Here is a 20,518-nt window from a genome sequence, read left to right on the forward strand (position 1 = left end):
TCGCGCTTAACTGACGCTTCACCAAACAAAGGCCACCTTCGGGTGGCCTTTGTCGTTTCCGGGTGATCCAAGGTAGGAAAATTAGGTATGTAAACGCGACATCGAAGTGTCGCGTATCGGATAGTTCGCCCCGTAACAGTGCGTTTGTCGTGCAAATTCGTTAGGCTAGCAGCCATTTTTGCGTCCGCGGCCCACAAGGTAGCAACGCGCTAAACGGGTTAGTCCTATACGGGCCGACAGCATTTCCCTCACCCATAAGGGAAATCCCTCTCTAAATTCCGATTCAGTAGTGTGGTATTTCCTTAATGAAAGTGTTGAAAGGCCAGGACATCCTGGCACTGGGTTTTATGACATTTGCCCTGTTCGTCGGGGCTGGCAACATCATCTTCCCGCCTATCGTCGGTTTGCAGTCCGGGCCTAATGTCTGGATGGCGGCGCTGGGTTTTCTGATCACCGCGGTCGGTCTGCCGGTGATCACCGTTGTCGCCCTGGCCAAGGTCGGTGGTGCGATGGATGCCTTGAGCAGCCCGATCGGTAAAGTCGCCGGTGGCCTGCTGGCAGCCGCGTGCTACCTCGCTGTCGGCCCGTTGTTCGCGACGCCGCGCACCGCGACGGTGTCGTTCGAAGTGGGTCTGGCGCCGTTGACTGGCGAGAGCCCGCTGGCGCTGTTTCTCTATAGCTCGGTGTACTTCCTGCTGGTGTTCTTCATCTCGCTCTATCCGGGCCGTCTGCTGGACACCGTAGGACGTTTCCTTGCACCGTTGAAGATCATCGCCTTGGCCGTTCTCGGCATTGCCGCGTTCGCGTTGCCGGCCGGTGATATCGGCGTGGCCACTCCTGAATATGTCGCAGCACCGTTCTCCCAAGGCTTTATCAATGGTTACCTGACCATGGATACCTTGGGCGCGTTGGTATTCGGCATTGTCATCGTCAATGCGATCCGCTCCCGCGGTGTGGAATCGCCAGCGCTGATCACCCGTTATGCGATCATCGCCGGGCTGATTGCCGGCGTGGGTCTGGCGCTGGTGTACATCAGTCTGTTCCGTCTCGGTTCGGGCAGCCATGAAGTCGCCACCGGTGCTGCCAACGGCGCGGCGGTATTGCACGCGTACGTGCAGCACACATTCGGTTCGCTCGGCAGCGGTTTCCTTGCGGTGCTGATCTCCTTGGCCTGCCTGGTGACAGCGGTTGGTCTGACGTGTGCCTGTGCCGAATACTTCAGCCGTGTACTGCCACTGTCCTACAAGACGCTGGTGATCATCCTGGCAGCGTTCTCCCTGTTGGTGTCCAACCTGGGTCTCACCAAGCTGATTGCGTTCTCGATCCCGGTGCTGACCGCCATCTACCCGCCGTGCATCGCCCTGGTAGCCCTGAGCTTCTGCAAGGACTTCTGGCATGAGCAGGGCCGCATCGTCGGTCCGGTGATGCTGGTGTCGTTCATCTTCGGCCTGATCGATGCGCTCAAGGGTGCTGGTCTGGCTGACTGGATGCCGACTCAGCTGACTCATCTGCCGCTGAGCGAGCAAGGTCTGGCGTGGCTGGTGCCGTCGTTCATGACCCTGGTGGTCGCCGTGGTCTGCGATCGTCTGCTGGGCAAGCGCGCCGAAGCGCTGGCTTAAACTGCTTCATGGCCCGCCACAAGCGGGCCTTGAGTTGTCGTGCACAAAAATAGAAATGCCCCGTATCAATCGATACGGGGCATTTTTTATGGGCAGGATGCGGTGTCTTTTTCCTTGCGCTAACGTCGAAGCACTACCAAATCTAATGTGGGAGCGGGCTTGCTCGCGAAGACGGCTTATCATTCGACATTGATGTCGACTGACCCACCGCCTTCGCGAGCAAGCCCGCTCCCACAGGGTTTCAGTTCCCCGCAAACACATCACAAGGACCTGCATGTCGTTCATCCACGCCAATCTGATCCACATCCTCGCCGCGCTCTGGTTTGTCGTCTGCTGGGGCGGTTACACCCGTTACGCCTCATGGAAGGGCCGCGACACTGCGTGCCTGGCCAGCGTGCTGCACCTGTATCGCGAAGACTGGATGCGCCGCATGCTGTTGCGCGACAATCGCATTGCCGATGCCAGCGTGATCGGTAACCTGGAGCGCAATGCCTCGTTCTTCGCCTCCAGTACGCTGATTATCCTGGCCGGTATTCTCACGGTGTTGGGTGCGTCCGACAGAGCCGTTTCGTTGCTGGCGGATATCCCGATGGTGCAACAGGCTTCCCAAGGGATGTCAGAGATCAAGTTGTTGTGCCTGGCGCTGGTATTTGTCTATGCGTTCTTTACGTTCAGCTGGTGCATGCGTCAGTACAACTTTGCGGCGATTCTCGTGGGCTCGGCGCCGATGATCGGCGAGCGCCATGTGTCCGAGCAAGAGCGTAAAGCCTTCGCTTCCCGAGCCGCCCGTGTCATCTCCATGGCGGCCAACCAGTTCAACTTCGGTCTGCGTTCCTATTACTTCGGCATGACCATGCTGGCGTGGTTCGTCAGCCCCTGGTTGTTCATGTTGATGAGTGCCGGCGTCGTGCTGGTGTTGTATCGCCGCGAGTTTCACTCCGACGTTCTTGATGTGATGGTCTATACCCCTACAGAGGCGCCATTGCCTGAAGCAAACAAGGAGGCTGCTTGATGAGTATTCCGTTCTGGTGTGTGTTGATCAGCGCATTGTTGATTTACGTGGCAAAGATTCCGGTGGCCAAAGCCATGAACGAGCAGGGCGGTTACGACAATCACCTGCCGCGTCAGCAACAGGCCCAACTAACCGGTTTCGGCGCCCGCGCATTGGCGGCCCATCAGAACAGTTTCGAGGCGTTCATATTGTTTGCGGTAGGGGTGTTGATGGCGCACACCACGCAGACGGCGGGGTGGCTGATCGATACGCTGGCAATCATCTTCGTGATCACACGCATCATTTACTTGTTGTGCTATTGGGGAGATCTGGCCTGGCAGCGCAGTCTGGTGTGGTTCGTGGGTTTAGTGTGTTCGTTGTTGCTGATGATTAGTCCGACTTTTAGGACGATTTTGATCTAATACTGCATTGCAAACAAAAGCCGCAGATAAAAGAAAACCCGCACTTGGCGGGTTTTCTTTTATCACTAAAAACGCTTTTAGTTTTTAGGTGCTTCTGGCGCGGCTTCTTTTGTCGCAGCTTCGTTCGATTCGGCCTGAGCTTTGGCAGCTTCGGCGTTTTCTTTTGCTGCGTCGTTCACTTTATCCTGAGCTTCGCTCATTTTTTCCTGAGCTTGCTCGGCATGTTGGTTAGCATCTTGAGCTTTGTCCTCGGATTTTTTATCGCAAGCAGCGAGACCGAGGGAAGCGGTCAACATCAAGGCAATAGCTAAAGTCTTACGCATGGGGTGTTTCTCCTTATGGAAAATATCTACTGGCCTTTCGAGCACAGCGAATAGGGTTAAGTTCCTCAATTCGCACAGATATATAAGTTTGTTTTGCTGCGGAACTTTTGCCTTCTAGCCCGCTACTTTGCCCAGACACTAAGAAGAGTTTTATCAAATGGCCGAAAACCCCGTTTTTGAGCGTGCGACGCGATTCCTGTCGGCATTGCGGCATTGTCAGGTGCTTGGTTTGCGTGTTCATAGCGCCAGTAGCGAAGGGCTGACGGTGATTCTGCCGTACAACCCGCAGATCGTCGGCAACCCGCAAACCGGGGTGATTCATGGCGGTGCGCTGACCTCACTGATGGACACTGCCTGCGGTATGGCCACCCTTTGCGTGTTGCCCGAGTTCGAAGTCTGTCCGACGCTCGACTTGCGCATCGACTACATGCATGCCGCCAAGCCGCACAAGGACGTATACGGCTTCGCCCAATGCTACCGAGTGACCACCGACGTGATCTTCGCGCGCGGTTTTGCCTATCAGGACGACCCCGAACAGCCCATCGCCCATGTGGTGGGCACCTTCATGCGCATGGGCAAGAGCATCAAAGGCACCAAAGGTTTTGCCGGTGCCATCGCCGGAGGTGCGAAATGACCGACACGTTCAAGGAACAACTTCAACAGGCTCATGCGCAGGGGGACTACGCTTCGCTGCTGGACCTGATTCCCTACGCCAGACTGATCGGCGTTGAATGCTCGCGGGTGGGGGATGAGCTGCTGTTTCGTCTGCCGGCCAACAAGGACAACATTGGTAATCCTTTATTGCCGGCGATCCATGGCGGGGTGATTGCCGGGTTCATGGAGCTCTCGGCGGCACTGCACCTGCTGATCTTCACCGGTTCGCCCGGCGTGCCGAAGATTATCGACTTTTCCCTCGACTACCTGCGCGCGGGACAGTTTCGCGATACCTGGGCCAGATGCCAGGTGTGTCGTCAGGGGCGCCGGGTGGCAAACGTGGCGATTACCGCCTGGCAAAGCACTGAGGCCGAGCCCATTGCCACGGCCCGCGCTCATTTCAAAATCGAAGAGCCCTTGAAATCCTGATCTCAGCCCCCAACTCTGAGGACAACCCGCCGCCGACCCTCAAGGTCGCGGCCACTGCCATCTGATTGGAGTTTGATGACCATGAGTGTGGAAACTCAAAAGGAAACCCTGGGCTTCCAGACCGAGGTGAAGCAACTGCTGCACCTCATGATCCATTCGCTGTATTCCAACAAGGAAATTTTCCTTCGCGAATTGATCTCGAACGCCTCTGACGCTGTCGACAAATTACGCTTTGAAGCCCTCGCCAAGCCTGAATTGCTGGAAGGCGGCGCTGAACTGAAAATCCGTGTGAGCTTCGACAAAGACGCTAAAACCGTCACCCTCGAAGACAACGGCATCGGCATGAGCCGTGAAGACGCGGTGACCCATCTGGGCACCATCGCCAAGTCCGGCACTGCCGATTTCATGAAGCACTTGTCTGGCGATCAGAAAAAAGACTCGCACCTGATCGGTCAATTCGGTGTCGGTTTCTACTCGGCCTTCATCGTCGCCGATAAAGTTGACGTATTCAGCCGCCGTGCCGGCCTCGCTGCCAGCGAAGGCGTGCACTGGTCGTCCAAGGGCGAAGGCGAGTTCGAAATTTCTACTGTCGAGAAAGCCGACCGTGGTACTCGCATCGTTCTGCACCTGAAGTCCGCGGAAGACGAATTCGCCGATGGCTGGCGTCTGCGCAACATCATCAAGAAGTACTCCGACCACATCGCCTTGCCGATCGAGTTGCCGAAAGAAGTGGCAGCCGTTGAAGGCGAAGACAAGCCTGCCGTTGAATGGGAAACCGTCAACCGCGCCAGCGCCCTGTGGACTCGTCCTCGCACTGAAGTAAAAGACGAGGAATACCAGGAGTTCTACAAACACGTCGCTCACGATTTCGAAAACCCGCTGAGCTGGAGCCACAACAAGGTCGAAGGCAAACTTGAGTACACCTCGCTGCTTTATGTACCGACCCGTGCTCCGTTCGACCTGTACCAGCGTGAAGCGCCGAAAGGCCTGAAGCTGTACGTGCAGCGTGTATTCGTCATGGATCAGGCCGAATCGTTCCTGCCGCTGTACCTGCGCTTCATCAAAGGCGTGGTCGACTCCAACGACCTGTCGCTGAACGTGTCGCGGGAAATCCTGCAGAAAGACCCGATCATCGACTCCATGAAGTCGGCGCTGACCAAGCGCGTTCTGGACATGCTGGAAAAACTGGCGAAGAACGAGCCTGAGCAATACAAAGGTTTCTGGAAGAACTTCGGTCAGGTCATGAAAGAAGGCCCGGCAGAAGACTTCGCCAACAAAGAGAAAATCGCCGGCCTGCTGCGTTTCGCGTCCACTCAGGGCGACGACGGCGAGCAGGTTGTAGGTCTGGCCGACTACCTGGCTCGCGCCAAGGAAGGTCAGGACAAGATCTACTACCTGACTGGCGAAACCTACGCGCAAGTCAAAAACAGCCCGCACCTGGAAGTCTTCCGCAAGAAAGGCATCGAAGTGCTGCTGTTGACCGACCGCATCGACGAGTGGCTGATGAGCTACCTCAACGACTTCGACGGCAAGAGCTTTGTCGACGTGGCACGCGGTGACCTGGACCTCGGCAATCTGGATTCGGAAGAAGACAAAAAAGCCGCGGAAGAAGTCGCCAAGTCCAAAGAAGGCCTGGTTGAGCGTCTCAAGACCGCTTTGGGCGACTCCGTTGCTGAAGTGCGGGTTTCCCATCGCCTGACCGATTCCCCGGCGATTTTGGCCATCGGCGAGCAGGACCTGGGCCTGCAAATGCGTCAGATCCTGGAAGCCAGCGGTCAGAAGGTTCCGGATTCGAAGCCGATCTTCGAATTCAACCCGGCTCACCCGCTGATCGAGAAACTCGACAACGAGCAGAGCGACGAGCGCTTCGGCGACCTGTCGCACATTCTGTTCGATCAAGCGGCCCTGGCGGCCGGCGACAGCTTGAAAGACCCGGCCGCTTATGTGCGCCGTCTGAACAAGCTGCTGGTTGAACTGTCAGTTTAACTGCGTTGTAAAAAACCCGCTTCGGCGGGTTTTTTTTTGATCGTTACAGGGGCGTTGGCGGGCTTCGGTGTTTCGGCAGTTCGATCCGCTCACTTTCCCCAGGCACTGTCGGCCAATCCCCGGCCGCCCAACGCCGACGTGCTTCATCGATCAGTGCCGGATCACTGGCCACGAAATTCCAGTTGATCCGTCGCGGCCCATCCAGCGGCGCGCCGCCAAACAGCACGGCATGACAGTCGCTCTCGGCGAACAAGGTCATCTCTTCCCCGACCGGCAATACCACCAGCGAATGCGGCTCCAGCAGCTCGCCATCCAGTTTCGCTTCACCGCTCAGCACATACAGTGCCCGTTCTTCATGCTCGGTGGGAATCAGCAATGTGGTCGCCGTTTGCAGGTTCAATTCGGCGTACAGCGTAGGGGAAAGCACCGGGACTGGCGATTCGAGGCAAAAGCCTGACCCCGCGATCATCCGTATCTTCACGCCCAGGTTATCGCTGACGGGCAGCGTGGCAGCCGGATGGTGGCTGTAGTGTCCCAGGCCGTGCTCACGATCCTTGGGCGACGCCAGCCAGATCTGCAAGCCGTGCATCGTAAAGCCGCTGTCTTTCAAGGGTTCGGGCGTGCGTTCGACGTGGGCAATTTCGCTACCTGCCGTCATCCAGCTGACATCGCCGGCATTCACCACCTGATCGGAGCCGAGGCTGTCCTTGTGCTGGATTTGCCCTTCGAACAGGTAGGTGAGGGTGGACAGGCCGATGTGCGGATGCTGACGGATGTTCATGCCTTTACCCGCCGGGTAACGGGTTTCGAGCATGTGGTCGAAAAACACGAAAGGCCCGACGTTGCGGCATTTGGCTGACGGCAACGGACGAAGAATCGGCTGGCCTTCGACATCTTCGGCGCGGGGGCGGATCACGAGTGGCGTGTTCATGGTGCATTCCAGGCTGAGCGGGTGACGCAGGGAGCATAACCCGCTTGCGCAGCCCTTGCCGCTATTGGCTGAAGGCACCTTCGGACAGATGGGTTTCGATGCTGATGTCGGAAGTGGTCATCAGCTTGTGTACCGGGCAGCGGTCGGCCACGCGGTGCAGCTCGTCACGCTGGGCGTCGGTGAGCACACCCTTGAGCGTGAGTTCGACGTGCAGGGCATATTTGCCTTTCTGCTCTTCGCTGTTGTCGCGCGTGACCTCAACCTCGACGCCCGTCAGCGGGATGTCCTTTTTCTTGGCATACATTTTCAGCGTCAGGGCCTTACAGGCACCCAGAGCTGCGTCGAAGTAGTCGTGTGGTTCAGGCGCGGTGCCTTCGCCGCCCGAGGTTTTCGGCACATCGGCAAAAAGCTCGTGCTCATCGATCTGGACGCTGTGACGAAAACCTTCGGCGGAGACAGTATTGACGGTAACAGTCATGGGAAACCTCGCGGGCAGTGGAAAAGTCATTCGATCAAAAAAGACCGTGAAGTTATAGAGCATTCCTTCAAGTTCGCGTTCCACTTTCTTGCCGGCTGAACCCTGGTTTGCGTGGTGCGGTCTATGTTGCTCATACCGCAGATGCTCATATCCAGGAGAATCCCGTGCCCCCGATCCGCTTGAGCCTCGCCTGGCTGTTGGCGCTGTGCTGCGTTGATGCTTATGCCCGCGAATATGCCTACAGCGATGCGCACCTGCATTACGTCGATTTCTTTCAGGAAACGGCGGGCATGTCGAAATTGCTTACGGCCATGGACGACAATGCCATTGAGCATGTGATGATTTCCGGCATTCCTGTGGCAAAGAAATGGCACGAAGATGAACCCAAGCGCCCACGTTATTACGCCGGCGATGACGCCGATGCCTACTGGTACAGCGCGACCGATGTGATCGTCGCGGCGGCGGTGAATAAGCTGACGCCCGAGCAGCGCCAGCGATTCCACCCGTTTCTGTCTGGCTTCAACCCGAATGACAAAAACTCCGCGGCACACATCCAGCGCATGCTCGACCTCAATCCCGGGCTTTGGCAGGGCATTGGCGAAGTTTTTACCCGTCACGACGATCTGACTGCGCTGACGGCCGGCGACACGCCGCGGGCCAACAATGAGGCGATGACCCGCATCTACCACCTGGCTGCCGAGAATGATTTGCCGGTGATGCTGCATTCCAACATCACCTCCAAGCGTGAAAAAAATCCGCTGTACCTGGCAGAAGTCGAAGAGCCGCTGCGCAATCATCCACACACGCGATTCATTTGGGCTCATGCAGGCACCAGTGCGGAGATTCATCGGCATCAGACTCAGCTGGATTTTCTGTTGCCGACGCTGTCGCGAATGCTCGAGGCTTACCCCAATCTGTTCGTTGACCTGTCCTGGAGCATGCTGACGCCTTACCTGCTGGACGAGCAGGGCAAGCCTCGGGATGAATGGGTGAAGCTGGTGGAGCGCTTTCCGGAGCGCTTCATGCTCGGTTCCGATGTGGTGGGACGTTTCAACAAGCTCGGTAAGGAAATGCGCGGCTTCGATCCGTTTCTTGATGCCTTGCCGGAGGATGTTGCCAGAAAGGTTGCGCGGGATAACTTTTTGGCGATTTTGCCTCGTTCCGTAGGTAAAAGCTGATTTCGCGGCGCGGCCTTCGCGAGCAAGCCCGCTCCCACACTGGATCTCCTGTGTACATAGATGTTGTAAACGACCGAGATCCAGTGTGGGAGCGGGCTTGCTCGCGAAAGCGATAGCTAATTCAACCCATTTGTTGAACCTGTCGCCAAACTCGGACCTGTCATCAATAAGTCATGTCCGTGTCATACGCTCCGGCCATCTCAATCAAGGAGCGCACCATGCACCTCACCCGTTTAGCCGCCCTGGCCACAATGATGTTCGTCAGTGGTCTGGCCAGTGCCGAAGTCCGCGTCGAAGGCCCAGTGGAATACGGCGTGTTTGCTGGCCCGAAAGCCGAACTGCAATCGGGCGAGCGAGTTTTGCGCCGTAGCAATGAACAGATCCAGCAAACTGAAATCGTCCCCGCCAAACTCGGCACCAAGTTCGGTATGCGTTACCAGGCCGGCAAGGTCGCCGAAGACCAACCGCTGACTTTGCTCTATTTCACTCCGGGCATTCGCACTCCGGATGGCGTGCGTCACGACAAACTGGAAGTCACTCAAAAACTGGTACCCGGTGCTCCGCAGGATGTGATGGCATACGAGTTCACCGAAAGCCACGAAGTCGTTCCCGGTGAATGGCGTTTCATGGTGTTCCAGGGCGATCGCCTGCTGGCCCAGCAACGCTTTACCGTGCGCTGATCGCGCTCTCGCCCGGCCAAATGCCAGACGAAAAAAAGCCCCGCGTTTGCGGGGCTTTCATGTTGTTGCAGATCAGCTGCCTTTGACCGTCTTGCCGTTGACCGTACCGTCGAGGAGCATGATGTTGTACTCCTTGCCGTCGGTTTCGACCTGTTGCAAACGGACCAGCAGGTAATCCCAGTCCTTGGCGAACCACAGGACGGTGATGCGCTTGCTTTGTGTCGGGTCGCGCACGCGCTCGACCTTGATCGCATCGATCTGGCCAGCCTTGGTGTCGACTTTCTCCGAACCCAGCACGCGGAAGTCATAGGTATCGACTTCCCCATCATCGACCACCTGATAGCTCATGCTTTTCTTGCCGGCGGCCACGTCATGCTGCAGCGCCAGTTGATAGGTGGACTTGTCGACCATGCCGCGGTTGAGCGGAAGCTTGACGGCGTCACCGCGATCGGTGCCGGTGACCATCTTATTGGTCCAGTCGAAATCCAGATCAGCCTTCTTGGCTTTGCCCAGGCCACCACGTTCGAAGTGGTAGGACTGCGGCAGCAGCGTGTCCTTGTCTAGGGTCAGGGTGCTTTCTTCAGTCAGGCTGGCGATCATCATCGACGCCTTGAAGCTGAGTTTCCAGACGCCGTTGGCTCCCTTGGTCAGGCTGCGTTCGGCGGTGCCGCTCATGGGCAGCTGTTTCCAGTCGGCGGTGTAGCTGGCGGAGAAGGGCTGAAGGTCTGCGGCCTGCGCAAACGGCAGGGCGAGCAGAGCGCAAGCGAAGAGCAGGGCGCGACGCATAAAATCTCCTAGGTTCGAATCAAGTGGCCGCTGGCCGCGAGTAACTGTCCGTCCAGTAAAGCACCTTGTTCACCGAGTGATAAACGGCCTTCGGCAAACCAGCGTACGGCCATCGGGTAGATCAGGTGTTCCTGGGTATGGACTCGCTGCGCCAGACTCTGCGGCGAATCGTGCAACTCTACCGGTATTACTGCCTGTACGACCAGTGGTCCGCCATCGAGTTCCTCGGTGACGAAGTGCACGGAACAGCCGTGTTCAGTGTCGCCGGCCTCCAGCGCGCGCTGATGAGTGTGTAACCCTTTGTATTTGGGCAGCAGCGAGGGATGGATATTGAGCAGGCGACCCTGATAGTGGCGCACGAAGTCAGCGCTGAGAATGCGCATGAAGCCGGCCAGTACCACGAGTTTGGGGTTGAAGGTGTCGATCAGTTCGATCAGCGCGGCATCGAAGGCCTCGCGACCTTCGAAAGCCTTGTGATCCAGGGTGCGGGTGTCGATACCCGCGTCCCTGGCGCGTTGCAGGCCGTAGGCGTCGGCGCGGTTGGAGATCACCGCAGCGATGCGGGCCGGGCTGTCGCCGGTCCGCGTGCTGTCGATCAAGGCCTGCAAGTTACTGCCGGTGCCGGACAACAGCACCACCACATCACAGGTCTGGGACATCAATGAGCCTTGAGGTTCTTCAGTTCAACCTGAGCCGCGCCTTCGGCAGCGGTGGCGATCTGACCGATGACCCAAGGCTGCTCGCCAGCTTCACGCAGTACGTTCAGCGCGGTTTCAACGTGCTCCTGAGCCACGCAGATGACCATGCCGACGCCGCAGTTCAGTACGCGGTGCATTTCGTTTTCATCGACGTTGCCTTTCTCTTGCAGCCAGTCGAACACGGCAGGGCGAGTCCAGCTTGCAACGTCAACCACCGCTTGTGCGCCTTTTGGCAGAACGCGCGGAATGTTGTCCAGCAGGCCACCACCGGTGATGTGGGCCATGGCTTTGACGGCGCCGGTTTCTTTGATCAGCTTGAGCAGCGGCTTCACGTAGATGCGGGTCGGGGCCATCAGCAGGTCGGTCAGCGGTTTGCCGTCAAGCTGAATGTTTTCGATGTCTGCGCCGGACACTTCAATGATCTTGCGGATCAGCGAGTAGCCGTTGGAGTGCGGGCCGGAAGACGGCAGGGCGAGCAGGGCATCGCCGGCAGCGACTTTGGAACCGTCGATGATTTCGGACTTTTCCACGACACCGACGCAGAAGCCGGCCAGGTCGTAGTCTTCGCCTTCGTACATGCCAGGCATTTCAGCGGTTTCGCCGCCGACCAGGGAGCAGCCGGACAGTTCACAGCCAGCGCCGATGCCGGTCACGACCTGGGTCGCGGTTTCGACGTTCAGTTTGCCGGTGGCGTAGTAGTCGAGGAAGAACAGCGGCTCGGCGCCACAGACCACCAGGTCGTTCACGCACATGGCAACCAGGTCGATGCCAATGCTGTCGTGCTTGTTCAGGTTCAGCGCCAGGCGCAGTTTGGTGCCGACGCCGTCAGTGCCCGATACCAGTACCGGTTGTTTGTAACCGGCCGGGATTTCGCAGAGGGCGCCGAAACCGCCCAGGCCGCCCATGACTTCCGGGCGCGCAGTGCGCTTGGCGACGCTCTTGATGCGTTCGACCAATGCTTCACCGGCGTCGATGTCTACACCGGCGTCCTTGTAGCTCAGGGAGGGTTGCTTGCTCATGATCCAGGCCTTTAGGGGGGATTCAGGGGTAACGACCGAGTCCAGTGGGACCGCCGAAACAAACGAAGGCGAGTGCCATCCGCGAATTTCAGGGTGCCCGGCTGTTGCCGGTCTGCGAAGGCGCGCGATTTTATCAGGCTTGAGGGGCAGCGGCCATCCTCGTGCCGACGGGCAGAGGCATATCGCGTTAAAAAAACCGATATTGCCCGTGTTGGTGGCGTCCCGGATGGCTGTATAAGGTATCGACGTTAACCGTCTATCGTTATGACAGTGCGAAAACTTACCGGGATCGGGTGAATGTTTTGCTTGAACGTGTGGTCAACAGACCCCGGTTCAATCATCTTCACGCGGTCTGTTCCAGCCGCTCTTGTCGTCAGGAATCTTTTTATGCGTTTTCTTAAATTCTTGTTCGTGGGCTGTTTATCCATGGTCAGCCTGACCAGTCATGCCGAAACAGTCAAAAGCCTCTATCAAGTGCGCGAACCTGTCAGCAGCCAGACGCCAGAGGAGCGCGATCAGGCGACTCAGCGGGCGCTGGATACGTTGGTGTTGCGCCTGACCGGCGACCCCAAGGCGGCGCAGAGCCCGGGCCTGGCGACCGTGCGCAAAGACCCTCAGCAGATCATCAGCCAGTTCGGTTATGAGGCCGGGCCGCCGCAAGTGCTGAAAGTCGATTTCGATCCGGCCACCACCGAACAGGCCTTGCGGCGTGCCGGGTTGGCCATGTGGGGCAGCAACCGGCCGTCGATTCTCGGTTGGTGGTTGAACGATTCCACTGAAGGTTCAAGCCTGGTCGGCGATGGCCAGGCCAGTGCCACGCCACTGCTTCGAGCGGCGCAACATCGTGGGCTTCCGCTGCGTTTGCCACTGGCGGACCTGAACGAGCAGATTGTCGCCACTGCGCCGAATCTGGAAAGTGCAGACCCGGCACCGCTGCGGGGCGCATCCGACCGTTACAATGCCGACGCCTTGCTGGCGGTGCATGCCCGTGAAGAGGGTGGCCAATGGCAAGCCAAGTGGCGTTTGTGGTTGGGCGATCAGAAAGAAGCCGGTAACGTGCAGGGCGCCGATACCGCCGCGCTGGCCGATGCGGTGATGCTGGCGGTCAGCCAACGCCTGGCGCCGCGTTTTGCCGCCAAGCCGGGTGCGTCGAGCGAGCAATTGCTGGAAGTGCAGGGGATGAGCCTGGAGCGTTATGCGACGCTCGGGCGTTTGCTGGAGCCTTTTGGCGCACGTCTGCAGAGTGTCGACGGCGACCGCGTGCTTTATCGGGTCAACGGCAGCCCCGATCAGCTGCGGGCGCAGTTGTCTTTGGCCAAGTTGCAGGAAATTCCGGCCGGTGAGGCGCCGGCCCCCGCTGCGCCTGTTCAACCCGTGGCGGCTGGCTCGACACCGGTCGCAGCGCCGGCCCCGGCACCGACGCCGCAGTTACGTTTTCGCTGGTAGTTTTTCCTTATATAGAAGCAGGAGTGGTACATGGCCGATACACGGCGTTGGTTCTGGCTCGGTGGGGTGGTCCTGCTTTGCGCGTTTGTTTACCTGTTGCACCCGATCCTGACGCCGTTCCTGGTGGCGCTGTTGCTGGCTTATCTGTTCGACCCGCTGGTGGATCGGCTGGAGAAGTACGGTCTGTCACGGACCTGGGGCGTGGTGGCGGTGTTCGCCTTGTTCACATTGATCGTCACCGCGTTGCTGTTGGTGCTGGTGCCAATGCTCGCCAAGCAGCTGTTCCGTTTGTATGAACTGGCGCCGCAAATGCTCGACTGGTTGCAGCACACCGCCGTGCCGTGGGCCCAATCGAAGATCGGGTTGTCGGACGGCTTCTGGAAGTTCGACAAGCTCAAGGCGGCGTTCAGCGCGCACATGGGCCAGACCACCGATGTGGTCGGCGTAGTGCTGAGTCAGGCGACGGCTTCAGGTCTTGCACTGATTGGCTGGCTGGCCAACCTGGTGCTGATTCCGGTGGTGAGTTTTTATCTGCTGCGCGACTGGGACCTGATGATGGCCAAGATCCGCAGCCTGCTGCCGCGTGATCGTGAAGAGCGCGTCATGTCCCTGGCGGGAGAATGCCATGAAGTGCTCGGGGCATTCGTGCGCGGTCAGTTGCTGGTGATGCTGGCGCTGGGCGTGATCTACGCCGCAGGCTTGATGATCGTCGGGCTGGAGCTGGGGCTGTTGATCGGTCTGATTGCCGGTCTGGCGGCGATCGTGCCGTACATGGGGTTCGTCATCGGGATTGGTGCGGCGTTGATTGCCGGTCTGTTCCAGTTCGGTGGCGATTTGTATCCCATGATCGGTATTGTCGCGGTGTTCATGGTCGGTCAGGCGCTGGAAGGCATGGTCCTGACACCATTGCTGGTGGGCGACCGGATCGGCCTGCACCCGGTGGCGGTGATCTTCGCGATCCTGGCCGGCGGCGAGCTGTTTGGTTTTACCGGTGTGTTGCTGGCGTTGCCGGTGGCGGCGGTGATCATGGTCCTGGTGCGTCACGTACACGATTTGTATAAGGATTCAGATATCTACGGCGGTGTCGACGAATCCGAGCTGTAAGTTTTTAATCGCTCGTAGCGGGCAGTCTGGTTTCGTGCCAGGTTTGCCCGTATCGCTGGCGTGGCTGTCATATGCGCCGTCAAAGAATCTGTCATAAAACCAATGCATTAACGCAAACCTTTGATTTTGCTTATGGTCTGTCGCATTGTGCGGTCAGCCGCACGGGTATAAACTTCGCAAACTTTACACAGAGGCCACTAACGGTTCCTTTGGAACTGTTCAGTCAGCATGAAACCGATTCAGCTGCCCCTAGGTGTGCGTCTGCGTGATGACGCTACCTTTATCAATTACTACCCAGGCGCCAATGCCGCTGCACTCGGCTATGTCGAGCGGCTCTGCGAAGCCGACGCCGGCTGGACGGAAAGCCTGATTTACCTCTGGGGCAAGGACGGGGTAGGGCGCACGCACTTGTTGCAGGCAGCGTGTCTGCGTTTCGAACAACTGGGGGAGCCGGCGGTGTACCTGCCGTTGGCCGAGTTGTTGGATCGTGGCATCGAAATCCTCGACAACCTCGAACAATACGAACTGGTCTGCCTGGACGATTTGCAGGCGGTTGCCGGCAAGGCGGATTGGGAAGAGGCGTTGTTCCATCTGTTCAATCGTCTGCGTGACAGCGGCCGGCGTTTGCTGATCGCCGCCTCGACATCCCCGCGCGAACTGCCGGTGAAGCTGGCAGATCTCAAGTCGCGGCTGACACTGGCACTCATCTTCCAGATGCGGCCACTCTCTGATGAAGACAAATTGCGTGCCTTGCAGTTGCGCGCATCCCGTCGCGGCCTGCACCTGACCGATGAAGTCGGGCATTTTATTTTGACCCGCGGTACCCGCAGCATGAGTGCGCTTTTCGAGCTGCTTGAACGCCTCGATCAGGCCTCCCTTCAAGCTCAGCGCAAGCTGACAATCCCGTTCCTGAAAGAAACCCTTGGTTGGTAAAAACCTGGATCAGACTCAGGTTTTACACGGGTTTCGGCATATTACAGGCGTCAACAAATCCGCTTTCCTGCAAGACGGCAGGCTGCGCAAAGGTTCAAAATGGGCTTAAGCGCTTAGATGTAAACGAGAAACCGATAAGTCACATAAAGATCGATTGAATTTGCAAATGAGGTTGATAGCGGGCATAGTCTCGGCTTCTTTAGAAACTATCAGCCACGGTCGTGCCCATGCTAAATCGCTTCGCACCCCTCGTGCCTCTCGCACTCGTCACCCTGTTGTTCGGTTGCGCTGCCCACTCTCCAGTGTCCCAGCAAGCGCCACAACCGCAGGTTTCAAATTCAGTTACCGCGCAGTCTTCCGTTCTTTTCCAGGAAACTCTTTACCAGGAAGAGACGGCCACCGATAAAGAACTGGCAGACTTCGCCGGCGGCAAGTCGTACCAGCTTCCGGTTCTGGCCGACAGCATCCTCGAACGTGGCATGTCCCTGATCGGTACCCGTTACCGTTTCGGCGGCACCTCCGAGGCTGGGTTCGACTGCAGCGGCTTCATCGGTTATCTGTTTCGTGAAGAGGCCGGCATGAACCTGCCGCGCTCCACTCGCGAAATGATCAACGTTGACGCTCCCCTGGTTGCTCGCAGCGCCCTCAAGCCAGGTGACCTGCTGTTCTTCGCCACCAATGGTCGTCGCGGTCGTGTCAGTCACGCCGGGATCTACTTGGGTGACAACCAGTTCATCCACTCCAGCAGCCGCCGCAGCGGTGGTGTCCGGATCGATAGCCTGGGCGACAGTTACTGGAGCAAGACCTTCATCGAAGCCAAGCGTGCACTCGCGATGGCGCCGGCAGCGGCCCCGGCTATCGTCACGGCACGCAAGTAAGCGGACAGTTTGTAAGGCGAACTTAAAGTCTTACTTGAAGTTTGCTGCGTAGCCGCTAGAATCCTGATCTATTATTGATGGCAAACCGCCTGCGTTCTACGCAGGCGGTTTTCTTTTCTGCCTTTTCGGTGGAAAAAGCCGCAGCCAGATCAGGATGTTCTGTTTATGACGATGTCGGCCCGCCTCGCACTCATGTTCTTCGCAGCGCTGCTCAGCGCCTGCGCCAGCCGCACACCGCCACCTGCGCCGGTGGTCCGCGCTCCGATTGTTTTCGGTCCTTCCCAAGCCTTTTCCCCTGCGGCAGAAGACGTGCTGTTTCGCGCGCTGGGTCTGGTGGGAACGCCTTATCGCTGGGGCGGCAACACGCCGGATTCCGGGTTCGATTGCAGCGGTCTGATCGGTTATGTGTATCGCGATGTCGCAGGCATTTCCTTGCCGCGCTCCACCCGCGAGATGATCGGCATGCAGGCCCCCAATATCGGCAAGGAAGGCCTGCAAACCGGTGACCTGATTTTCTTCGCCACCAATGGTGGTTCCCAGGTCAGCCACGCCGGGATCTACGTCGGCGAAGGCCGCTTCGTCCACGCGCCAGCCACGGGCGGCACGGTCAAGCTGGACAGTTTGTCCAAGGCTTACTGGCAGAAAGCCTATCTGAGCGCCAAGCGCGTCTTGCAACCCGAGCACTTGGCACATAATCCATAGCGGAGGTTGTCATGACCGCACGCTTGAAGGATGACTCGCGTGTGGGCCTGTGCCTGTTACCGCTGGGCGATAGGTTGACGTTCTGTCGTAAACGCTGATCCCTGTGGGAGCGAGCCTGCTCGCGATAGCGGTGCATCAGGCAACATCGTTGTTGAATGTGCTGACCCCATCGCGAGCAGGCTCGCTCCCACAGGTAATATGTGTTGCAGTTATTGGGCGGCGGAAACGCGCCACACCTTGTTCCCGACATCATCCGCCACCAGCAAGCCACCCTGCTGATCGATCACCACGCCCACCGGCCGGCCCATGGCTTTTTCCTCGTCATTGAGGAAACCAGTGAGCACATCCACCGGCTGCCCGGTCGGTTTGCCGGCACTGAACGGCACGAAAATCACTTTATAGCCGCTGTGCGGCTTGCGGTTCCACGAGCCATGTTGGCCGATGAAAGCGCCTTGAGTGAACGGTGCAGGCAGTTTGCTGCCTTCGGCGAAGGTCAGGCCCAGTGACGCGGTATGTGGTCCCACCGCGTAGTCTGGCGCAATGGCCTTGGCCACCAGATCGGGGTTTTGCGGCTCGACGCGAATGTCGACGTGCTGGCCGTAATAGCTGTAAGGCCAGCCGTAGAACCCGCCGTCCTTCACGGATGTGATGTAGTCCGGCACCAGGTCGCTGCCAATTTCGTCACGCTCATTGACGGCGGTCCACAGTGCGCCGCTCTGAGGCTCCCAGGCCAGACCGTTTGGATTACGAATCCCCGAGGCGAAGATCCGATGATTGCCAGTGGCGCGATCCACTTCCCAGATCGCCGCGCGGCCTTCCTCCTGGTCCATGCCGTTTTCACCGACGTTGCTGTTCGAGCCCACGGTGACGTACAGCTTGCTGCCATCTTTGCTGGCGATGACATTTTTGGTCCAGTGGTGATTCAGTGTACCGCCCGGCAGATCGACCACCTTGATCGGCTGCGCCTTGATCGCTGTCTCGCCGTTTTCGTAGTGGAAACGCAGCAGACGATCAGTGTCGGCGACGTACAGGTCATTGCCGACCAGGGTCATGCCGAATGGCGAGTTGAGGTTTTCCAGGAATACCGTGCGGGTTTCGGCGACGCCATCGTGGTCCTTGTCCCGCAGCAGGGTGATGCGGTTCGGGCTGGGGACGCCGGCACCGGCACGGCCCATGACTTTGCCCATGACCCAACCGCGAATGCCTGTGCCGTCATCGGGTTTGGGCGGCGCGTTGGTTTCGGCTACCAGAACATCGCCATTGGGCAATACGTAGAGCCAGCGCGGGTGCTCGAGGCCTTCGGCAAACGCCGCCACTTGAGTCCCTGCCGCGGCGACGGGTTTCTTACCCTCAGGCCAGCCAATCGCCGGGGCGATGTTCACCGTCGGGATCAGGGTTTTATTCGGTTCTGGCAGTTTGGGCGAGGGGCCTGTGCCATCCGAGACTTGCAGGCTGGAGGTTTCACCACAGGCGGCGAGCCCTCCGGCGAGCGCGATGATGAAAACGAGCTGGGGTTTGCGCATTACTGATCTTCCCTATGAATGCATGGACGTAATCATAGAGAAGCGTAGACGCTCGATGGTTCAACCGGTCAGCCGCGGGCTTCCTTGAGCAAAATAGCGATGCCTGGATGGTAGTTGCCGGCTTCATTACGCAACTTGCGGTAGGCGTAAGGGAAATACCAGGCCACGGCGCAGGTATGTTCCTTTTGCAGGTCGTCGACCATGTCCTGGAGTTCTTCCGGGGTGGCGCTGTGCTGGGCTTTTTGTGGTGCGACAAACAGACAGCCGAGTTTCAGATCGCTGGCGTAGCTGATTCGCTTCGCGTCACTGGTGATGTCTGCCAGTGCCTGGGTCAGGTTCAGGTTATTGACTCGCGGCCAGCGCTGGGTGGCCTGGAGATACGCGCGTTCTTCGCTGCTGGCGATAAACAGATCGGCGCGGGCGTTGCGTTCGCCTTCTTCGGTCTGTTTGCGCGTGGATGTTTGTTGTAGCGTGACCATTTCTGCCATCCAGGCCGCGGCGGAGAGCAGGCCGAGGTTGGCGTTTTCGTCGTACCAGTAAGGTGTATCGTTATCGCCGCGTATGGCGTTGAAGCGGTCGATACAGTCAAACCAGCGTTCCAGCACCGGCCGCAGGAATTCCAGCTTCGGATTGCTGATGATCATGCCTTGCATGTGGCTCACCCTTGTTATTGTGTTGTCAGGTTGTGGCTCTTTGATATCACTGCTGGCAGTTTGGCACAAGATTGGCGTCAGTTAATTGATCGATGGCAGTTATTCGCTCAGCGGCGCCCCGGCTTTAATTGACGCTCCACCCCCAACCCTCTAACCTTCGCGGCTTGTTTCAGGTGCTCTGTGACCTTGGTCGACAGAGTGAAACAGGGAAGCCGGTGAGTGAATTTCTTCCAGCGAAGAATGATCACGATCCCGGCGCTGCCCCCGCAACGGTAAATGAGTGAAGACTGCGCCTTGAGCCACTGTGTCAACGACATGGGAAGGCGCGCAGTCAGGCGCAAAGCCGCTCATGAGCCCGGAGACCGGCCTGATTCATCCAACGGCATCACGGTGGGCGATGCCAGGCTTCTTGCCGTCTATTCTTGTGCCTGCCCGCCGTTATCCAGCCTCAACGGAGAGCTCCCCATGACTGATACCCCCGATCGTGACGAACGCCATCTGGCGCGCATGCTGCGCAAAAAAGCGGTGATCGACGAACGCATCGCCAACTCGCCGAATGAATGCGGTTTGCTGCTGGTACTTTCCGGCAACGGCAAAGGCAAGAGCAGCTCGGCGTTCGGCATGCTTTCGCGGGCCATGGGCCACGGCATGCAGTGCGGCGTGGTGCAGTTCATCAAGGGGCGCACCAGCACCGGCGAGGAGCTGTTCTTCCGGCGCTTCCCGGAGCAGGTGCGTTTTCATGTGATGGGCGAGGGCTTCACCTGGGAAACCCAGGATCGCCAGCGTGACATTGCCGCCGCCGAAGCCGCTTGGGCGGTGTCCCGCGAATTGCTGCGTGATCCGGCCATTGGCCTCGTGGTGCTCGATGAGTTGAACATCGCCCTCAAGCACGGCTACCTCGATCTCGATCAGGTGCTCAGCGACTTGCAGGCCCGTCCGCCGATGCAACACGTGGTGGTCACCGGTCGCGGCGCCAAACCGGAGATGATCGAGCTGGCCGACACCGTCACTGAAATGGGCATGATCAAGCACGCCTTCCAGGCCGGAATCAAAGCGCAAAAAGGCGTCGAGTTGTGAGCTGCACT

22 protein-coding genes and 1 riboswitch are annotated in these 20,518 nt (G+C 58.5%); of the genes, 14 read left to right on the forward strand and 8 right to left on the reverse strand.

The genetic code is table 11. From position 1 onward, the window contains the following. Positions 1–305: 305 nt before the first annotated feature. The 3 genes from brnQ to AB7M29_RS11870 all read left to right on the forward strand — a co-directional run bounded on the left by brnQ (position 306) and on the right by AB7M29_RS11870 (position 3,032). The gene (gene brnQ / locus AB7M29_RS11860; RefSeq protein ID WP_217858074.1) at positions 306–1,619 is read left to right on the forward strand and encodes a branched-chain amino acid transport system II carrier protein; all 1,314 of its coding nucleotides are present in this window, start codon (positions 306–308) and stop codon (positions 1,617–1,619) included. A 274-nt stretch (positions 1,620–1,893) separates the two neighbouring features. Then, positions 1,894–2,631 (forward strand): DUF599 domain-containing protein, encoded by a 738-nt coding sequence (locus AB7M29_RS11865; RefSeq protein WP_030131722.1) that lies wholly within the window; start codon positions 1,894–1,896, stop codon positions 2,629–2,631. Then, on the forward strand, positions 2,631–3,032 hold the full coding sequence (locus AB7M29_RS11870; protein WP_217858073.1) for an MAPEG family protein: 402 nt from the start codon (positions 2,631–2,633) through the stop codon (positions 3,030–3,032). Before AB7M29_RS11865 ends, AB7M29_RS11870 begins: the two co-directional genes overlap by 1 nt. 77 nt (positions 3,033–3,109) lie before the next feature. Here AB7M29_RS11870 and AB7M29_RS11875 read toward each other — a convergent pair whose 3' ends face one another. Next, the gene (locus AB7M29_RS11875; protein ID WP_123720744.1) at positions 3,110–3,355 is read right to left on the reverse strand and encodes a hypothetical protein; all 246 of its coding nucleotides are present in this window, start codon (positions 3,353–3,355) and stop codon (positions 3,110–3,112) included. A 157-nt stretch (positions 3,356–3,512) separates the two neighbouring features. Between AB7M29_RS11875 and AB7M29_RS11880 the strand changes: the two genes are divergently transcribed. The 3 genes from AB7M29_RS11880 (at position 3,513) to htpG (ending at position 6,424) form a co-directional block, all read left to right on the forward strand. Then, positions 3,513–3,989 (forward strand): PaaI family thioesterase, encoded by a 477-nt coding sequence (locus AB7M29_RS11880; RefSeq protein ID WP_454246897.1) that lies wholly within the window; start codon positions 3,513–3,515, stop codon positions 3,987–3,989. After that, the gene (locus AB7M29_RS11885) at positions 3,986–4,438 is read left to right on the forward strand and encodes a PaaI family thioesterase (RefSeq protein WP_030131718.1); all 453 of its coding nucleotides are present in this window, start codon (positions 3,986–3,988) and stop codon (positions 4,436–4,438) included. The genes AB7M29_RS11880 and AB7M29_RS11885 overlap by 4 nt, the downstream gene beginning before the upstream one ends. An 81-nt stretch (positions 4,439–4,519) precedes the next feature. Continuing rightward, a complete protein-coding gene (htpG, locus tag AB7M29_RS11890) occupies positions 4,520–6,424 on the forward strand; it encodes a molecular chaperone HtpG (RefSeq protein WP_123721239.1) in 1,905 nt (634 codons plus the stop codon). 43 nt (positions 6,425–6,467) lie between these two features. Here the strand turns inward: htpG and AB7M29_RS11895 are convergent, their stop codons facing one another. Together AB7M29_RS11895 and AB7M29_RS11900 are read right to left on the reverse strand one after the other, a co-directional pair. Beyond that, on the reverse strand, positions 6,468–7,355 hold the full coding sequence (locus AB7M29_RS11895; RefSeq protein ID WP_454246898.1) for a pirin family protein: 888 nt from the start codon (positions 7,353–7,355) through the stop codon (positions 6,468–6,470). Positions 7,356–7,416: 61 nt separating this feature from the next. Next, on the reverse strand, positions 7,417–7,833 hold the full coding sequence (locus AB7M29_RS11900; protein ID WP_217858069.1) for an OsmC family protein: 417 nt from the start codon (positions 7,831–7,833) through the stop codon (positions 7,417–7,419). Between the two features lie 164 nt (positions 7,834–7,997). Between AB7M29_RS11900 and AB7M29_RS11905 the strand changes: the two genes are divergently transcribed. Then, positions 7,998–9,011: an amidohydrolase family protein gene (locus tag AB7M29_RS11905; protein WP_217858068.1), complete on the forward strand. Its 1,014-nt coding sequence runs from the start codon at positions 7,998–8,000 to the stop codon at positions 9,009–9,011. A 218-nt stretch (positions 9,012–9,229) separates the two neighbouring features. Continuing rightward, on the forward strand, positions 9,230–9,691 hold the full coding sequence (locus tag AB7M29_RS11910) for a DUF3859 domain-containing protein (RefSeq protein ID WP_454246899.1): 462 nt from the start codon (positions 9,230–9,232) through the stop codon (positions 9,689–9,691). A 72-nt stretch (positions 9,692–9,763) separates the two neighbouring features. On the opposite strand, the gene AB7M29_RS11915 is transcribed toward AB7M29_RS11910, so the two are convergent. The 3 genes from AB7M29_RS11915 to purM are packed head-to-tail and all read right to left on the reverse strand — an operon-like array spanning position 9,764 to position 12,194. Continuing rightward, positions 9,764–10,477 (reverse strand): DUF3108 domain-containing protein, encoded by a 714-nt coding sequence (locus AB7M29_RS11915; RefSeq protein ID WP_123496149.1) that lies wholly within the window; start codon positions 10,475–10,477, stop codon positions 9,764–9,766. An 8-nt stretch (positions 10,478–10,485) separates the two neighbouring features. Further along, a complete protein-coding gene (gene purN / locus AB7M29_RS11920; RefSeq protein WP_454246900.1) occupies positions 10,486–11,136 on the reverse strand; it encodes a phosphoribosylglycinamide formyltransferase in 651 nt (216 codons plus the stop codon). After that, positions 11,136–12,194 carry a phosphoribosylformylglycinamidine cyclo-ligase gene (gene purM, locus AB7M29_RS11925; RefSeq protein WP_008013877.1) on the reverse strand — a complete coding sequence of 353 codons (1,059 nt, stop codon included), beginning with the start codon at positions 12,192–12,194 and terminating at the stop codon, positions 11,136–11,138. Before purM ends, purN begins: the two co-directional genes overlap by 1 nt. Before the next feature lie 387 nt (positions 12,195–12,581). Between purM and AB7M29_RS11930 the strand changes: the two genes are divergently transcribed. From AB7M29_RS11930 to AB7M29_RS11950, 5 genes are all read left to right on the forward strand, one after another. Continuing rightward, positions 12,582–13,640: a DUF2066 domain-containing protein gene (locus tag AB7M29_RS11930; RefSeq protein WP_217858067.1), complete on the forward strand. Its 1,059-nt coding sequence runs from the start codon at positions 12,582–12,584 to the stop codon at positions 13,638–13,640. 30 nt (positions 13,641–13,670) lie between these two features. After that, positions 13,671–14,744, forward strand: a complete 1,074-nt coding sequence (locus tag AB7M29_RS11935) for an AI-2E family transporter (RefSeq protein WP_217858066.1) — start codon at positions 13,671–13,673, stop codon at positions 14,742–14,744. Between the two features lie 228 nt (positions 14,745–14,972). Beyond that, positions 14,973–15,677, forward strand: a complete 705-nt coding sequence (hda, locus tag AB7M29_RS11940) for a DnaA regulatory inactivator Hda (RefSeq protein WP_007898944.1) — start codon at positions 14,973–14,975, stop codon at positions 15,675–15,677. A 227-nt stretch (positions 15,678–15,904) separates the two neighbouring features. Continuing rightward, positions 15,905–16,555 (forward strand): C40 family peptidase, encoded by a 651-nt coding sequence (locus tag AB7M29_RS11945; RefSeq protein ID WP_217858065.1) that lies wholly within the window; start codon positions 15,905–15,907, stop codon positions 16,553–16,555. A gap of 165 nt (positions 16,556–16,720) precedes the next feature. Further along, positions 16,721–17,257 (forward strand): C40 family peptidase, encoded by a 537-nt coding sequence (locus tag AB7M29_RS11950; protein ID WP_038979712.1) that lies wholly within the window; start codon positions 16,721–16,723, stop codon positions 17,255–17,257. 209 nt (positions 17,258–17,466) lie between these two features. Here AB7M29_RS11950 and AB7M29_RS11955 read toward each other — a convergent pair whose 3' ends face one another. Together AB7M29_RS11955 and AB7M29_RS11960 are read right to left on the reverse strand one after the other, a co-directional pair. After that, on the reverse strand, positions 17,467–18,780 hold the full coding sequence (locus AB7M29_RS11955) for a PQQ-dependent sugar dehydrogenase (protein WP_052967212.1): 1,314 nt from the start codon (positions 18,778–18,780) through the stop codon (positions 17,467–17,469). A 68-nt stretch (positions 18,781–18,848) separates the two neighbouring features. Next, the gene (locus AB7M29_RS11960) at positions 18,849–19,433 is read right to left on the reverse strand and encodes a hypothetical protein (RefSeq protein WP_454246901.1); all 585 of its coding nucleotides are present in this window, start codon (positions 19,431–19,433) and stop codon (positions 18,849–18,851) included. A 154-nt stretch (positions 19,434–19,587) separates the two neighbouring features. Then, positions 19,588–19,818: riboswitch (cobalamin riboswitch) on the forward strand. An 80-nt stretch (positions 19,819–19,898) separates the two neighbouring features. Between AB7M29_RS11960 and cobO the strand changes: the two genes are divergently transcribed. Continuing rightward, complete coding sequence (gene cobO, locus AB7M29_RS11965; RefSeq protein WP_052967210.1) at positions 19,899–20,510, forward strand: cob(I)yrinic acid a,c-diamide adenosyltransferase; 612 nt, start codon at positions 19,899–19,901, stop codon at positions 20,508–20,510. Positions 20,511–20,518 lie beyond the last annotated feature (8 nt).

The sequence above is a fragment of the Pseudomonas sp. F-14 TE3623 genome, assembly GCF_053629015.1.

Coding starts and splice junctions, on each gene's coding strand:
- purN (WP_454246900.1), bottom strand. CDS start 11,136: ATGTCCCAGACCTGTGATGTGGTGGTGCTGTTGTCCGGCACCGGCAGT.
- AB7M29_RS11945 (WP_217858065.1), top strand. CDS start 15,905: ATGCTAAATCGCTTCGCACCCCTCGTGCCTCTCGCACTCGTCACCCTG.
- AB7M29_RS11880 (WP_454246897.1), top strand. CDS start 3,513: ATGGCCGAAAACCCCGTTTTTGAGCGTGCGACGCGATTCCTGTCGGCA.
- htpG (WP_123721239.1), top strand. CDS start 4,520: ATGAGTGTGGAAACTCAAAAGGAAACCCTGGGCTTCCAGACCGAGGTG.
- AB7M29_RS11930 (WP_217858067.1), top strand. CDS start 12,582: ATGCGTTTTCTTAAATTCTTGTTCGTGGGCTGTTTATCCATGGTCAGC.
- AB7M29_RS11910 (WP_454246899.1), top strand. CDS start 9,230: ATGCACCTCACCCGTTTAGCCGCCCTGGCCACAATGATGTTCGTCAGT.
- purM (WP_008013877.1), bottom strand. CDS start 12,194: ATGAGCAAGCAACCCTCCCTGAGCTACAAGGACGCCGGTGTAGACATC.
- AB7M29_RS11935 (WP_217858066.1), top strand. CDS start 13,671: ATGGCCGATACACGGCGTTGGTTCTGGCTCGGTGGGGTGGTCCTGCTT.
- AB7M29_RS11960 (WP_454246901.1), bottom strand. CDS start 19,433: ATGCAAGGCATGATCATCAGCAATCCGAAGCTGGAATTCCTGCGGCCG.
- AB7M29_RS11875 (WP_123720744.1), bottom strand. CDS start 3,355: ATGCGTAAGACTTTAGCTATTGCCTTGATGTTGACCGCTTCCCTCGGT.
- AB7M29_RS11915 (WP_123496149.1), bottom strand. CDS start 10,477: ATGCGTCGCGCCCTGCTCTTCGCTTGCGCTCTGCTCGCCCTGCCGTTT.
- AB7M29_RS11885 (WP_030131718.1), top strand. CDS start 3,986: ATGACCGACACGTTCAAGGAACAACTTCAACAGGCTCATGCGCAGGGG.
- brnQ (WP_217858074.1), top strand. CDS start 306: ATGAAAGTGTTGAAAGGCCAGGACATCCTGGCACTGGGTTTTATGACA.
- AB7M29_RS11865 (WP_030131722.1), top strand. CDS start 1,894: ATGTCGTTCATCCACGCCAATCTGATCCACATCCTCGCCGCGCTCTGG.
- AB7M29_RS11895 (WP_454246898.1), bottom strand. CDS start 7,355: ATGAACACGCCACTCGTGATCCGCCCCCGCGCCGAAGATGTCGAAGGC.
- AB7M29_RS11950 (WP_038979712.1), top strand. CDS start 16,721: ATGACGATGTCGGCCCGCCTCGCACTCATGTTCTTCGCAGCGCTGCTC.
- cobO (WP_052967210.1), top strand. CDS start 19,899: ATGACTGATACCCCCGATCGTGACGAACGCCATCTGGCGCGCATGCTG.
- AB7M29_RS11870 (WP_217858073.1), top strand. CDS start 2,631: ATGAGTATTCCGTTCTGGTGTGTGTTGATCAGCGCATTGTTGATTTAC.
- AB7M29_RS11955 (WP_052967212.1), bottom strand. CDS start 18,780: ATGCGCAAACCCCAGCTCGTTTTCATCATCGCGCTCGCCGGAGGGCTC.
- hda (WP_007898944.1), top strand. CDS start 14,973: ATGAAACCGATTCAGCTGCCCCTAGGTGTGCGTCTGCGTGATGACGCT.
- AB7M29_RS11900 (WP_217858069.1), bottom strand. CDS start 7,833: ATGACTGTTACCGTCAATACTGTCTCCGCCGAAGGTTTTCGTCACAGC.